At 60.6% G+C, this 14,492-nt stretch carries 16 protein-coding genes and 1 riboswitch; all 16 genes read left to right on the top strand.

Translation table 11 applies throughout. From position 1 onward, the window contains the following. Window positions 1-64 precede the first annotated feature (64 nt). Window positions 65-1,249 (top strand): ADP-forming succinate--CoA ligase subunit beta, encoded by a 1,185-nt coding sequence (sucC, locus tag HY737_04350; GenBank protein ID MBI4597617.1) that lies wholly within the window; start codon window positions 65-67, stop codon window positions 1,247-1,249. 65 nt (window positions 1,250-1,314) lie between these two features. Beyond that, the gene (sucD, locus tag HY737_04345; GenBank protein MBI4597616.1) at window positions 1,315-2,226 is read left to right on the top strand and encodes a succinate--CoA ligase subunit alpha; all 912 of its coding nucleotides are present in this window, start codon (window positions 1,315-1,317) and stop codon (window positions 2,224-2,226) included. After that, the gene (locus HY737_04340; GenBank protein MBI4597615.1) at window positions 2,223-2,447 is read left to right on the top strand and encodes a NifU family protein; all 225 of its coding nucleotides are present in this window, start codon (window positions 2,223-2,225) and stop codon (window positions 2,445-2,447) included. Before sucD ends, HY737_04340 begins: the two co-directional genes overlap by 4 nt. A gap of 127 nt (window positions 2,448-2,574) precedes the next feature. Beyond that, window positions 2,575-3,063, top strand: coding sequence for a transcriptional repressor (locus tag HY737_04335; protein ID MBI4597614.1), 489 nt, complete (start codon window positions 2,575-2,577; stop codon window positions 3,061-3,063). Then, window positions 3,063-3,305: a YezD family protein gene (locus HY737_04330; protein MBI4597613.1), complete on the top strand. Its 243-nt coding sequence runs from the start codon at window positions 3,063-3,065 to the stop codon at window positions 3,303-3,305. The genes HY737_04335 and HY737_04330 overlap by 1 nt, the downstream gene beginning before the upstream one ends. A 41-nt stretch (window positions 3,306-3,346) precedes the next feature. Beyond that, a complete protein-coding gene (locus tag HY737_04325; GenBank protein MBI4597612.1) occupies window positions 3,347-5,392 on the top strand; it encodes a TonB-dependent receptor in 2,046 nt (681 codons plus the stop codon). A gap of 12 nt (window positions 5,393-5,404) precedes the next feature. Beyond that, on the top strand, window positions 5,405-6,031 hold the full coding sequence (locus HY737_04320) for a MotA/TolQ/ExbB proton channel family protein (GenBank protein ID MBI4597611.1): 627 nt from the start codon (window positions 5,405-5,407) through the stop codon (window positions 6,029-6,031). Continuing rightward, window positions 6,024-6,416 (top strand): biopolymer transporter ExbD, encoded by a 393-nt coding sequence (locus tag HY737_04315; protein MBI4597610.1) that lies wholly within the window; start codon window positions 6,024-6,026, stop codon window positions 6,414-6,416. Before HY737_04320 ends, HY737_04315 begins: the two co-directional genes overlap by 8 nt. Then, window positions 6,413-6,976, top strand: a complete 564-nt coding sequence (locus tag HY737_04310; protein ID MBI4597609.1) for an energy transducer TonB — start codon at window positions 6,413-6,415, stop codon at window positions 6,974-6,976. The genes HY737_04315 and HY737_04310 overlap by 4 nt, the downstream gene beginning before the upstream one ends. Further along, on the top strand, window positions 6,976-7,764 hold the full coding sequence (locus HY737_04305; GenBank protein MBI4597608.1) for a ZIP family metal transporter: 789 nt from the start codon (window positions 6,976-6,978) through the stop codon (window positions 7,762-7,764). Before HY737_04310 ends, HY737_04305 begins: the two co-directional genes overlap by 1 nt. 187 nt (window positions 7,765-7,951) lie before the next feature. Further along, entirely contained in the window at window positions 7,952-9,715 is a 1,764-nt protein-coding gene (locus HY737_04300; GenBank protein ID MBI4597607.1) for an NAD+ synthase, read from the top strand. A gap of 2 nt (window positions 9,716-9,717) precedes the next feature. Then, window positions 9,718-10,401: a response regulator transcription factor gene (locus HY737_04295; GenBank protein ID MBI4597606.1), complete on the top strand. Its 684-nt coding sequence runs from the start codon at window positions 9,718-9,720 to the stop codon at window positions 10,399-10,401. Between the two features lie 85 nt (window positions 10,402-10,486). Next, the gene (locus tag HY737_04290; protein ID MBI4597605.1) at window positions 10,487-11,407 is read left to right on the top strand and encodes a matrixin family metalloprotease; all 921 of its coding nucleotides are present in this window, start codon (window positions 10,487-10,489) and stop codon (window positions 11,405-11,407) included. Between the two features lie 66 nt (window positions 11,408-11,473). Next, window positions 11,474-11,578, top strand: a riboswitch (cyclic di-GMP riboswitch). 89 nt (window positions 11,579-11,667) lie between these two features. Continuing rightward, window positions 11,668-12,189, top strand: coding sequence for a hypothetical protein (locus HY737_04285; protein ID MBI4597604.1), 522 nt, complete (start codon window positions 11,668-11,670; stop codon window positions 12,187-12,189). Next, window positions 12,186-12,800 (top strand): hypothetical protein, encoded by a 615-nt coding sequence (locus HY737_04280; protein ID MBI4597603.1) that lies wholly within the window; start codon window positions 12,186-12,188, stop codon window positions 12,798-12,800. The genes HY737_04285 and HY737_04280 overlap by 4 nt, the downstream gene beginning before the upstream one ends. A gap of 26 nt (window positions 12,801-12,826) precedes the next feature. Next, window positions 12,827-14,368: a DUF4900 domain-containing protein gene (locus tag HY737_04275; GenBank protein ID MBI4597602.1), complete on the top strand. Its 1,542-nt coding sequence runs from the start codon at window positions 12,827-12,829 to the stop codon at window positions 14,366-14,368. The last annotated feature ends 124 nt before the right edge of the window (window positions 14,369-14,492 follow it).

Below are 14,492 nucleotides of genomic sequence, written 5' to 3'. Positions count from 1 at the left end.
AAGTGGCCCCGCCTCCGCCAAGGCTTCGGCGGGCAGGCAAGTGGCCAAGTGGCCGGAGTCGCGCATGAAGCTCCACGAGTATCAGGCGAAGCAGCTCTTTGCCTCGGCCGGCATTCCCATCCAGCGAGGGCATGTCGCCAAGACCCCTCAAGAAGCCTCCGCCGCGTACGAGACCCTCCGACGAGAGCTTGGCCATCCCACGCCGTGCGCCGCGAACATCAAAGCCCAGCTTCACGCTGGCGGCCGGGGCAAGGCCGGCGGGGTGCTGGTGGCCGGCAGCGCGGCAGAAGCCGCTGAGAAATCCGCCGGCTTGCTGGGGCGGCGGCTCGTGACAAAGCAAACCGGCCCCCAAGGGCTGCCCGTTTCCGCCGTTCTCATTGATGAGCGCATTGAGCCGGCCAAGGAGTTGTACCTGGCCCTGACCATTGACCGCTTCAACGCGCGTCCGATGTTCCTGGCCAGCCAGCGAGGCGGTGTGGATATCGAAGAGGTCGCGGCGACGACGCCTGCGGCGATTCTCCGCGAGCCGGTGGATATCATTGGCGGCGTGCAGGACCCCATGGTCGATCGCCTCGCGGCAGCGTTAGGGTGCGCCGGAGCGCTGACGGAATCCTGTGCGAGCGTGGTCCGCGGCATGTGGAACGTGTTTCTTTCCGCCGACACCTCCTTGATTGAAATCAACCCGCTGATCATTACGAGCGATCAGCGGTTGCTCGCCCTGGATGCCAAAGTCACCCTCGATGATAACGCGCTGTTTCGCCATCCGCAGCTCGCGGCCCTGCGCGATGAAAGCCAAGAGCATCCGCTGGAGCTGAACGCCGCGAAGATCGGCATTTCCTATGTCGGCCTGGACGGAAACATCGGCTGCCTGGTCAACGGGGCCGGATTGGCGATGGCGACGAACGACATCATCAAACTCTGCGGCGGGGAGCCGGCCAATTTTCTCGACGTGGGCGGCGGAGCGAATGTCGAGCAGGTGGCCAACGCCTTTTCGATCATCCTCGCCGATCCGAAGGCGAAAGCCGTGTTGGTGAACATTTTCGGCGGCATCATGCGCTGCGACTGGATCGCGCAAGGGCTGCTCAATGCGACCGAGCAACTCGACGTGAAAGTTCCCATCGTTGTCCGCTTGCAGGGGACGAATGTTGAGGAAGGCCGCCGCCTGCTCACCCAGGCCAAACGGTTGAACCTGATCAGCGTCGATGAGCTCGAAGCCGCCGCCCGCAAAGTCGTGGAACTTGCCAAATAACGTTTCAGGTTTCAAGTTTCACGTTGGCGGCAAACCTGGAACCTGGAACCTGGAACGAAATTGATATGAGCATTTTAGTTGGTAAGGATACACGGGTGGTCGTGCAGGGCATCACCGGCCAGGCGGGCGCCTTTCACACCGAGAAAATGGTGGAATACGCGCCAGGCTCCGTCGTGGCCGGGGTCACGCCAAAGAAGGGCGGCGAGAAAATCCACAATGTCCCAGTGTTCAACACGGTCAAGGAAGCCGTGCAAGCTACCGGTGCGAACACCTCGGTCATTTTTGTGCCGGCGAAATTTGCCTATGACGCCATGGTCGAGGCGATCGAAGCCGGGCTTCGACTCATCGTCATTATTACCGAGGGCATTCCGACCATCGACATGCTCAAGATCCGTCGCCGAATAGCGGGAACATCCATTCGCATCATCGGCCCGAATTGCCCAGGGTTGATCACGCCGGGGGCGTGCAAGGTCGGCATCATGCCAGGCTATATCCACCGGCCGGGATCAGTCGCCGTCCTCTCGCGCAGCGGGACGCTGACGTACGATGCGGTCTATCAACTCACACAAGCCGGTTTGGGCCAATCCACCTGCATTGGGATCGGCGGCGATCCGGTGCTAGGTACGAGCTTCGTTCATCTGCTGCCGCTGCTGCAACAGGATCCGCAGACCGAGGCTATCGTCATGATCGGCGAAATCGGTGGCACGGAAGAAGAGGAGGCCGCCGCCTATATCAAAGCCCACGTGACGAAACCGGTCTTTGCATTTGTCGCGGGGCGGATGGCACCGAAAGAAAAGCGGATGGGCCATGCCGGGGCGATCATCGCTGGAGCTCATGGCACCGCGGTGGAGAAGATGGCCACGCTGCGCGCCGCCGGTGTGACCATCGTGGAAAGCCCCGCCGCCATTGGCCAAGCGGTCAAAGATGTGCTAAGCTTAAAACCAGCGACGGGAAGTTCATCAAGGAGACCAGGATGAAAGACCGTGTAGAACAGGTGATCAATCGCATTCGTCCGGCCGTCCAGATGGATGGCGGCGACATCCAGCTCGTCGACGTGGTGGACGGCGTGGTCAAGGTCCGCCTCATCGGGGCCTGCGTCGGCTGCCCGTCGTCGACGATGACCTTGAAGATGGGCATCGAGCGCGCGATCCGCGCTGAGGTGCCGGAAATTACGGGGGTGGAAGCGATTGATCAGTGATTGAGTGATTCAGTGATTGGGTGATTGAGGCACGCAGCGCCTGGGGAATACCCCAGGCGATTTTTTTAAAATAAAAGTTGACACAAGTGTCATGTTTGAGTATTCTAGTTGAGACTAAGTCTCAAATATGAGCCAACGACTCGAGAAGGTTGAACAGCTGCTGAAGGGCCATGGGATACGGTTGACCGCGGAGCGCCGACTGATCACTCGCCGGGCGGTCAAATTTCTTCATTTTACGGCTGAAGGCCTGGTCAACGATGTGCGCCGCATCGATGCATCCGTGGCGCGAGGGACGGTCTATCGCACCCTGGCCCTGCTGCATCAGGCGGGGGCGGTGGAGAAGCACGATTTCCGCTACGGCCCGCCAAACTACGAAGTCACCTTCGGCAAAGCGCACCATGATCATCTGATGTGCGTGCGGTGCGGGGAAATCATCGAATTCCAGGAGCCGCGGATCGAAGATCTGCAAGACGCGGTGGTCAAGCGGTTCAAGTATCAGCTCTTGTCCCATACGCATAAGCTCTACGGGCTGTGCCAACGCTGCCAGCGGATCGCTCCGGCCTCGTTGGCAAGACTCCATCCGCCGCACTTGCATGTGGAAGAGGTGGTGGCGTAATGACCGCCTCGCCTCGCGCGCTCTCGCCCGATGTCTTAGCACAGATTGCGCGGGCCATCAGCAGCATTCAGTATGGCTGTGTCCAAATTACCATTCACGATTCTCATGTGGTGCAAATTGAAAAGGCAGAGAAGATTCGACTCGTCTCGCCGCACGCCGACCTGCCCGCAGGAGGCTCTCATGAGACATCGTCGCAGGCTGACCGGACGACCGGAAGCCATGGACCAGCATTCGGCCGCTGAGCGCCGAGAGGAATCCCATGGAATGTCGAAGAGTTGTTTGGTTGGCGCTGGTATTGCCCTGGTGGTGGGCGTCGGAATCCGCTGCGGAAAAGACGCCTCGCCTGGAAGAGGTGAGAGTCCAAGCCGAGGAACTTCAGAGCAGCCAACCCTTCTTGCCCGACGTCGCCGGCACTTCCCTCTACGCTGGAAAGAAAACCGCGGTGATCGACTTGAAGGCTCAGCCGACGATCATCAACAACAACTACCGGCAGGCCTTGGAGAAAACGCCTGGATTGCTGCTGAGTGAAGAAACCACCCCGCTGCTGAGCATCGGCTATCGCGGCCTGGCCCCGGATCGGGTGCAGTTTATGCAAGTACTCAAAGACGGGATGCCGATTCAGGCGGAAATCTTCGGCTACCCTGAAGTGTATTACACCCCGCCTTTTCAGAGTATCGACCGGATCGAGTTCATCCAGGGGGGGGCCTCATTGCTGTACGGGCCGCAACCAGGCGGAGCGCTGAATTTTATCACCAAGCCGCCGGCGGCCGATACCCCGTTGGCTATCTACAGCGAAAACAGCTTTGGGACCGATGAGTTGTTTTCGCACTACACCACGCTGACCGGCATGGTCAAGCCGCTAGGCTTCCGCGGCTATGTCCATGAACGAGAAACGAACGGCTTTCGCGAAACGAACAGCGACGTGGAGGTCTTGGGCGGCGGTGTGACGGCGACCTACGGACAGACGACGGACTCCAGGCTCGCCCTCTCTTTTGACGAGTATCGCGAAGAGCATGGCGAGCCGGGGGGGCTGACGAAAACCGTGGCGGATAGCGAAGGGCGCGACCGGACCACGCGATTCAATGACCGATTTCGTCTTGAACGCGCCTATGGCACCTTGCGCTATGAGCGATCGATGGGAGAGCGCACCGAGCTGGATCTTCGGATCTTCGGCGGGCATTATCGACGCTGGAGCAAACGCCAGAACGGCGGCGGGTTTGGCACGGCGCCGACAGGGACCACCAACGCCATCCAAGAGCAAGATTTCTACACGTTTGGCATGGAGCCGCGATTCCGGCACAGCTACGACGCCTTTGGGCAGCTGGGACACGCCTTCACCGTGGGGCTGCTGTCGTATTTTTCTGACTCGCCACGCGAAGATCAAACTGGCGCGACCCCGGCGGCAGAAACCGGCGCGTTGACCAACAAAAGCGATCGGCAGATGCAGTACCTGTCGCTCTTTGCCGAGCACCTCTTCCGTCTAGGATCGCTGTCGGTCACCCCGGGGGTGCGGCTGGAGCATATCTGGCAGCATGTGAAAGAGCAGGCGAATACGAGCAAGACACATGTGGCGCTGGGCGATGCGGATGAGTTTGATTTCGTGCCGCTGTTTGGCGTTGGGGCGGGCTACGATCTCACACCTGAAACGCGGCTGTATAGCAATTTCTCCCAAGGGTATCGGCCGAAGCTCTTTACTCAGGCGGTCCCGACCGGAGCGACCCAAGTGGTGAGCGGCGACCTGGCGGAGGGGAAGAGTTGGACTTTCGATGTCGGGATGCGGGGCCGGTATGCGCAAGCCCTCACCTGGGATATGAGCTATTTTCTGTTGCGATTCAATGATCAGATTGGCACCTCCGGCAACACGGTGGCGAATGTCGGGAATGCCCTCCATCAAGGCGTGGAGTTGGCCGTCGACGCCGATCTCATCGGCTGGTATGGCACGCTGCGCCCCTTCTTCAACCTCATGCTGCTGGATGCCAAGTTCACCAAGGGGCCGCAACAGGGGAAGACGCCGCAGTATGCGCCCCAGTACACGATGCGCTTCGGCGTGGAGTACGCCTTCAAGGATCGCGTGAAGGCGCGCCTGGGCAGCGCGTTTGTGGACGATCACTTCGGCGATGACGGCAACACCGCCAACCAAACCATTCCCTCGTACAAGGTGTGGGATCTCACCGGCGAGATCCGGCTCTACAAAGAATATGTGAGCCTTGTTGGCGGGATCAACAACCTTTTTGATGAGCGGTACTACGCTCGCGTGACCAGCGGGGGGATTGATCCGGCCTACGAGCGGAACATCTACGGCGGCGTGCGGGTCGGCTTTGCGTTCTAACAGGAGAAGGCGATGTGGCATTGGTTCGTGAAGGGCGGGCCGGTCATGTGGCCCCTCCTCTTGTGTTCCATCATTGCGCTTGGCGTGGTCATCGAGCGCATGGTCTTCTGGGTCATGGAGCGCCAAGCGCAAGATACGGCGCTCATTCACAAGCTGCTGCATTTCGCCGAAGGGGGACTTTTTGATGAGGCGAGCGCAGCAGCCCAAGGGTCTCAGGATGCGGTCGCGCGAATCCTCGTCAACGGACTGAGCCATCATCACTTCTCCTTGGAGGGAGCTTTGGAGGTGGCGGTGCAGGCGGAGCTGAAGCGGATGAAACGCTATCTAGGTGTCCTGGATACGATCATCACCGTGGCCCCGCTGTTAGGGATTTTTGGGACAGTCACCGGCATCCTTGTGGCCTTTGGAGCGCTGGAGGGCCGGATCCCGGATCCAAAAATCGTCGCCTCAGGCATCGCGCAGGCGGTCATCACGACCGTGGTAGGGCTCGCCATCGCGATTCCCACGGTTGTTGCATACAACTATTTTTGCGCCAAGGTGGAAGATGCGGCCAGCCAGATTTCCACGCACGTGACGAATTTCCAGATCCTCTACCAGAAGGGCAGATCGAAACATGCTGGTGAAGCCATTCGTGTCTAAACGTCCGCGGGTCGAGATGATCCCGCTGATCGACATGTTTTTCCTGCTGCTGGTCTTTTTCATCTTCGGGGTCTTCTCGATGACGATGCAGCAAGGGTTGCTGGTGGCTCTGCCCACGGCGGAGACGGCGGTGAGCGCGCCCAACGATGAGCCGCTGACCATCACCGTGACCGCCGAGGGCGCGGTGTTTCTGAATCAGGAGCCGGTTACGGTGCCGAGTCTTCCTGATGCGCTGCGGCAGCGGCCGCAGCAGATGGCTGATCCTCTCGTGACCATCAATGCGGACCGCCAGGTGGCGCACGGCACGGTGATGGCCGTCTTGGATGCCGTACGCACCGCCGGCTTGCAGCGGGTGTCGTTCCAAATCGCGCAGGATGAATCATGAACGGCGTGCTGAGGACGGCGTTGGGCCTCTCGGTGGGGCTCCATGCGGGCGCGTTGTTCGGATGGCCGACCACCAGCCCGGTGGCCTTCGATGTGGAGCGAGCGCCGACGAGTCTTGAGATTCGCCTACTGGCGCCACGGCCGGCACCGAGCACTCCTCAGGTGGTGGTCGTCCCCCAAGCGACGGAACCGCCATCGGAGTTGCCGCTGGATGCCATGCCGCCGCCTGAGCCAGCGCCGCAGAGTCTTGTGACACCGGAATCGCACGGAGCGCTCAGCGAGATCTTGCCAGGCTATCTGCGCAACCCGGCACCGGTCTATCCCTGGCTGGCGCGTCAACGAGGCGACGAAGGCACCGTCATCTTGAGGACGGAGGTGCTGTCCACGGGCCGTTGCGGTCAGCTGGACGTGCTCTCCTCTTCAGGCTCGTCCCTCCTCGATGCCGCCGCCCTGAAGGCGGTGCGGCAGTGGCAGTTTAAGCCAGCGAAGCGGGGCATGAGCTCAGTGGCCGTCTGGGTGGAGATTCCGATCACCTTTCAGCTAATTTCGGGAGGATCGTAATGGACGTCACACAGCTGTTGCTGGGTCTGTTGGCTGGGGGAACGATTGTGCTGGGGCTGCCGATTGCCCGTCTGCGACACGTCTCAGCGAAGACCAAAGGGTTCCTCAACGCCATCGCCACCGGCGTGCTCATCTTCTTGCTCGTGGAGATCACCGGGCATCTCCTCGAAGAGATCGAAGAATTGATCGAGGCGGCGGTGGAGCACGGGACGGCGTTGACGGGTGCTGTCCAATACGGCGGACTCTTCGTGGTCGGCTTTTCGCTGGGATTGCTGGGGCTGGTCTACTTCGAATGGCGGTTTTTGGGTGCGGCGAAAAACGGCGCGGCTTCCAAGACACGCGCGAAACAAATCGCGATGATGATCGCGATCGGTTTAGGGCTGCATAACTTCTCTGAAGGGCTGGCGATCGGCCAAGGCTATGCCGGCGGAGCCATGCAGTTGGCTTGGCTGCTGGCGATCGGCTTTGCGCTGCATAACGCCACCGAAGGCTTCGGCATTGCCGCCCCGCTCTCCGGCCATCAGGTCAGCTGGGGGTTTCTGTCGCTGACTGCGCTCATCGCCGGCGGGCCGACATTCCTCGGGACGATCATCGGGGGCTGGTGGGTTAATGAGTCTCTTGAAGCCTTCTGCCTTGCCCTCGCGTCTGGAACGATCCTCTATATCATCGGCGAGCTGCTGCACCTTGGGCGCCAGCTGAAAGAGGAAGCCGTGGTGGGCATTGGGCTGCTGATCGGATTCTTCGTCGCGATGGGCACGGATTTCCTTCTCATCGGCGCAGGCAAGTGATCAGGCCTGTCTCCCTTCCATAACGGCCAATCCGCGGAATTCCCCCTCCCCACCTAACTACGATATCAGATATCAAATGGCCATTTGATATCTGATATGGCCCCATCACGAGCGATATCAGATATGAAATGGCCATTTCATATCTGATATGGCCTTGATTTGCTATAATGATTGTTTGTCCCCTAACATGCCCACGCTGCGGCTAGCCTTAGCCCAACTCAACTTGACCGTCGGCGACCTTGAGGGCAACCAGCGCCGGATCGATGATGCCATCCGCCAGGCGGCGGCCTGGCAAGCCGATATCGTGGCGGTGCCGGAGTTGGCCGTGACCGGCTACCCGCCGGAGGATCTGCTGCTCAAGCCCCAGTTCATTACGGCCAATCAGCGGGTCTTGGCCGCGCTGGCCCGCCGCGTCCCGTCGTCGCTGGCCGCCTTGGTCGGTTTCGTGGATCGCGATCGCCAGGGACGGTTGTACAATGCGATGGCCGTCCTGGCCTCCGGCCGGCACGCGGCGACGTATCGCAAGCGGCATCTGCCGAACTACGGGGTGTTTGATGAGAAACGCTACTTTACGCCAGGCAGCGACCCGGGCCTGCTGGAATTGGGCGGGGTGCGGATCGGCCTGACGATTTGCGAGGACCTATGGGAGCCGCAGCCGTGCGCCGTGCTGGCGGATCGCGGGGCCCGGCTGGTCATCAATATTTCCGCCAGCCCCTATCACGCCGACAAATTAGCGCTGCGCGAGTGGCTGTTTGCGAAGCGCGCGGCCGGCCATCATCTGGCGGTCGCCTACTGCAACCTGATCGGCGGCCAGGACGAATTGGTCTTTGACGGCGGCAGCCTCATCTTCGATGCGCGCGGCCGTCTGCTAGCACGGGGCGCGCAGTTCCGGGAGAAGCTTCTCGTGGCGGACCTGCCGCTGCCGAGCGCAGCGGTCGGATCTCTGCGGGGAGGTGCCAGCGCGGTGCGCTTGCCGCACCGCTGGCGCGAGCGTCCCCTGCGGCAGGCGCCGCGTCCGCATCCGCTCGGAGCGGTCGAGGAGGTCTACGAGGCCCTGACCCTCGGCCTGCGCGATTATGCGCGTAAGAACCGGTTTGCAACACTGGCGCTGGGACTCTCCGGCGGCATTGACTCCGCCCTCACCGCTTGCATCGCCGTCGACGCGCTGGGGGCGGATCGCGTCGTCGGGGTCGTGATGCCCTCGCGGTTTTCCTCGCGCGGCACCCAAGCCGACGCGCGGGCTCTGGCGAAGGCCCTGCGCATTCGGCAGATGGATCTGTCAATTGAGCCGGTGTTTCGGGCATACTTGCAGATGTTGCGGCCCGTGTTTGGCGCGCACGCCCCTGATGTCACGGAGCAGAATATCCAAGCCCGCATCCGCGGGAATCTGCTGATGGCGCTCTCCAACAAGTTCGGTTGGCTCGTGCTGACGACGGGCAATAAAAGCGAGATGGCCACGGGCTACTGCACGCTTTACGGCGACATGGCCGGCGGTTTTGCCGTGATCAAAGATGTGCCGAAGATGCTCGTGTACCGGCTGGCGGAGTTCCGCAACCGCCGCCAAGGTGCTCCGATCCCGCGGCGCATCTTTACCCGTCCGCCGACGGCGGAGCTCGCCCCGCATCAGACTGATCAGGATACGCTGCCGCCCTATCCTGCGCTCGATCGGATTCTGAAAGCCTACGTCGAGGAGGATCGAAGCCTTGAGGCCACGGTTCGCCGCACCCACACCCCCGCCGCTGTGGTGCGGCGCGTGGTGGCGATGGTCGACCGCTCCGAATACAAGCGGCGCCAAGCGCCGCCCGGGGTGAAGATTACGCCGCGCGCCTTCGGAAAAGATCGGCGCATGCCCATTACGAACCGCTACCAAGAAGAGTGGCCAAGTGGCCAGGTGGCCAAGTGGCCAAAGAGTTTTTCCGGCCACCCGGCCACCCGGCCACCCGGCCACTAACGATGTATCGTGTCCTTTTGATCACGGACGACTGGAAGACGAAAAAGCCGCTCAAATCCGAGCTGCTCCAGCAGGGCTTTACCCTCGACCCGGTGGCCTCCTCGGAGTTCCTGCAGGAGCGCTGGATTCCGCCGTCGTCGCTGGATGTCGTGGTCGTGGATCTGGAGCGCTGTGCCACCGAACCGTCAAAGCTTTGCCGCGCGCTGAAACGCGAGCGGCCGCTGAAGGAGCTGCCGCTGATGTTACTGGTCACCGAAGCGCAGCTCGGGCGGCTCGATGTGGGGTGGGGCATGGACGACTACCTCACCCTGCCGGTGAGCGCGGCTCGCCTCATGCAGCGCCTGAAATTTTTGCTCTGGAAATCGGACCGCATCGAAGTGAAAAACGGGTTCTCCCATCAAGGCCTGGTGATCGATTTCGAGCGGTACGAAGTGCATGTGCACGGCGAGCCGGCCGATTTGACCTACAAAGAGTTTGAGCTGTTGAAATTTCTCGTGACCCACCCGGGCAAGGTCTTTACCCGCGAAGTCCTCCTCGATAAGGTGTGGGGCTATGATTACTACGGGGGCACGCGCACCGTCGATGTGCACATCCGCCGGCTGCGCGCCAAAATCGAGCTGCGCGGAGCGGCCTACATCGACACCGTCCGCAATGTCGGCTATAAGTTTCTGGCGCCGCATGAGTAGCACTCCGAAAACGCTAAGCAGTGGCCAAGTGGCCAGGTGGCCAAGTGGCCAAAGAGTTTTCCCGGCCACCCGGCCACCCAGCCACTTGGTCACCACCGTCTTAGTCGTCTTCTTCGTGCTGCCACCGCATCGAGGCGAGGCCTTCGGGTTGCGGGCACAGCGCACCCGCTGGCCGAAGGGGGAGCCGGTCGCCTTCACCATCAACATGGCCAATGCGCCGGCCGCCTACTCCGAGGCGCAGATGCGGCAGATGGTGCAGGATGCGCTGAAGGTGTGGAGGCAGATGGAGTCGGTCGGGCTGTCGTTTCGCGTCGGTGACATCATCAACGATCCCGAAAAAACCTCAGCACAGCCCGACGGCCAGAACGTGATTTTTTGGCCGGCCCCAGGTGCTGCGCGTCAGGGGGTGTTGGTCGTCGGCCGCGCATTTGTCTTTGCCGCGGACTGCGATATCCTGGTGCAGCCCCGGGCGCCCTTTACGCTGCCTGAGGTCAAGAGCATCATCATGCACGAGATCGGCCATTGTCTTGGGCTGGGCCATTCGGTGGCCCCGAGTGTCATGACGATGGTCAGCCACTTGCCAGTGCTCAGCAACGATGACCTCGTCGGCCTGGCGGTCTTGTATCCCAACGCCGAGGCTCCATTGGAACGCGCCACCGCGACACTCACCGGGCGCGTGGTGCGTGGCGATGCACCGCTGATCGGGGCGAGCCTGCGCGTGATCGATCGAGCGACCAACAAGACGGTCCTCACCGGATTTAGCGGGTTGGTGGATCGCCAGCGCCGCTCGGATGCCGCTGGGCGCTTTGAGCTGCCGGGCATTCCTCCAGGACGCTACCAGTTTCGGGTGGAGCCTCCGGAGACACGCATCCTTGAGGATCCTGACGGATTTGGGGCGCCCAGTGGTGCGTCGGCGACGACATTTCGGGCTCGTGTGGTGGACGTGCCTGATCTGAGTGCCGGGCAGACCTACGACGTGGGGACTGTGGGAGTAGTCTCGCAATAACTTTTATTAAGATTTGTGTTGACACTCGCAGCGTTGTGGGATATAGTTAATATGTACGCGAGTACCTCACGATAAAGCCACACCTGGAGTAATCCAGGGTCGGAAAGCCACGGGTCCTGCTCGACGGATAGCCAGGCTGCCGAAGAGAACAAGGATCGCCGGGTTGCCGAAAGAGCGTGCGCGTAAGCGCACCAAATCGGAAACCCGGCGAAATTGTTTTTAGGGAGTGGTGTCCCATGCCAGATCGAACCACGGGAGGCATGACGGCGATGGAGGTGCTGATCGGCGTCTTCATCCTCGTGATAGGTCTCGCCGGATTCTTTAGAGCCATCGTCTCGCAAACGGTGCTCAATGAGCACTCCCGCAACTTCACGCTGGCCATGAACGATTCCAGGCGCGTGCTGGAGCGCATCCGGCAGCAAAATACATCCGATGCGTGTGTAACACCAAGCGCGCTACCCCCGCAACTCCCTGTAGCGTATCTGAGTTGGGATGCTTGGCTTGCGGATCTCAATGGGGGTGGCGGGAAAAGCATCCGGCCTGATTCTAATGAGCTTATTGCGGTAACTTGCCAAAAAGCTGATAACTCGGGCTTTTGCGGAGCTGGCGATGATCCGATCCATCTTACCATTGCCGTCTGCTGGCGCCATCGCAGCCGGACCATTGGCGACTGTACCTGGAATGGCAATTTGCTCATCGAGAACAACCCTGGGGCCAGTGGAGACCCCAACGTGGTGAACTCGCCTGCGCAGTTGCAAACCGTCATGAGTTGTCGACGATGAAGAGACGAGTGAAAGGTGCCACGCTCGTCGAAATCCTGGTGGTTGCATTACTCTTTACGCTCGTGATAGGTTCGGTGACCACGATCATGTTATCATCCCAACGCTCGTCGGTGACCTCAGCCGCCTACGTGCACGCGCAGCAGCAAGCACGCCAGGCGCTCGATGCCATGGCGGAGGAACTGCGGCTGGCCAGGCCGAATAGGCCCCCGAATGTCCATATGCAGATTACGGATACCACTGGGGGGATTAACCCGGACACCCACGACGTACTCAGATTTCAGGTGGGCAGGTTCGAGGTAACAGAGATGGTTTGGGGGGCGCCGGATCTGAGTGGGGATCACCGAGAGAACTGGTTTCTTCAGTACCGATTGAATGGCACCCAGCTCGTCCGAGAGATCTTGAATCCCGGTGGCATCCTCGTCCCTGGCGGTCGACGCGTGCTTGCCAATGACGCACAACTGTTGGACTTTGCGTACGATCAGGACAGTCGGATGGCCACGGTGCGCTTGCAGATCAGGCAGGCGGCCGGTCAAATGGCCGGCGGTCCGGCCGCGGTCAGTCCGGGTATCGTGACAACCCAGGTGAAACTCCGCAATACCAGTGGAGGATGACTCTGAACAACGCAAGGAGGACCGTCATGAGACAGGCACGACGAGGGGCGATACTGCTGAGTGCGCTGATGCTCACCGCGCTAGTAGCCACACTGCTGTCAATTGGCCAGATCCGGGCGATGAACGAAAGCAGCATTGCCCAGCGTTCAGCCGCCAATCAGCAAGCCTTTGCCCTGGCCGAAGCCGGGCTTGATGCAGGCATCCAGTGGGTGATCGAGAAGAGCCAGAACCGGCTGCCTGAGTGCAGCCAACCTACGCTTCCAGGCAACCAAGTGGCTCAAGAGTGTCAAGGCGGGACAACCGATGATTTTACTCCCGACGTGGCCACGCCGCTGAGCCTCCCAGGAGTTGGCGATTTCACGGTCACGGTGGATCCGGGTGACGAAAATGGCACCGATCCCTCCAGCGCCACCTTTACCATTCGCGCGACAGGAACAACGGTCGGCGCATTTCCTTCTCAGCGGACGGTGACCGTTGCCCTGAAGCGGGAGAGCTTTTCAAAGTTTCTCATGTATTACAAACGATATGCGAACAATGCGGTAATCTACTTTTCCACGAATGAAACCATGGATGGACCCGTTTACACAGGGGGCAATCTGTATCTGAAGGGGACCCCAACATTCAAGTCCACGGTCGAGTATGTCGGGGCTATTCAGTGTGATGCCTGCGCCCCGCGCTATGAAGATAGCCCGCCGAAAAGGGTCGAGGAGGTCCCCCTGCCAGACCGGCTGTCAGATTTCCCCAACCTGGTCCAGCGAGCCAGTGATGACGGGCTTCGTCTGAAGCATGACACCACCGTGACGATGCTGGGGGACAAGATGAAATTTGCAGCCGACGATGACGACGTCGAGATCGCGGTCAAAGGGACTAGGGTCGAGCTTGACGATGTTCCCGATGGTGGGCAGATCCAGGTCAAGGGGATCACCGTGTCAAGGCCGGCGGGCCAAGACGCCCTCGTGGTGGATCTAACCGAACCCCTGCTTATCGTCGGAGACCATGAGGTGATCATCAATGGCGGAGAGCTCCATGGAAAGGTTACGTTAGCGAGCCATGACGACATGACCATCAAGGGGAATATCGTCTATGCGTGCAACCCTGATAGCGTCAACCCAGACGGCACCCCGGTCACAGACGAAGATCGTCAGAACGACCCCGACTGCGACGAAGGGGAGAGCCTCGATCTCCTGGGCTTGGTGTCGAGAAACAACATCGCTGTCGATACAGCAGCACTGCCTAATGTAGGCGTGCCCGTCGCAGGGGGTCCGGGAGCGGACATTGGTCTAACCATTCATGGCTCGGTGATGGCCCTCAAGACCTTCTATGTCAAGGGAGGCGGCAGCGTGCCAGGGGATGTGCGAAATGACAACCTTGGGTATAAAGGCCTGTTACATCTATTTGGAGGGCTCATTCAAGACAGGCGTGGTTATGTGGGGTGGAATATCAACCAGCCAGGCGCAGACGGATTCGACAAGGACTACGTGTATGACATCCGGTTGCTGCGCATGACCCCGCCGTCGTTCCCGACCACGGGCCGCTACGAGTTCCTCTATTGGGACGATACGCGCTAGCGCGGTTTGCATCGGAGCCCGTCATCCCCATTGTTATGAAGCGGCCGCGGATGACGAGTTGGCAAGTTGAAGAGCAACAGTAACATAACGCATCGCCATTTGAAGGAGTTACAACAGACCAGGT

The sequence above is a fragment of the Candidatus Omnitrophota bacterium genome, from assembly GCA_016209275.1.
Taxonomy (GTDB): Bacteria; Omnitrophota; Gorgyraeia; order Aquiviventales; family Aquiviventaceae; genus JACQWM01.
This window is presented reverse-complemented; position numbering and strand designations above follow the sequence as displayed.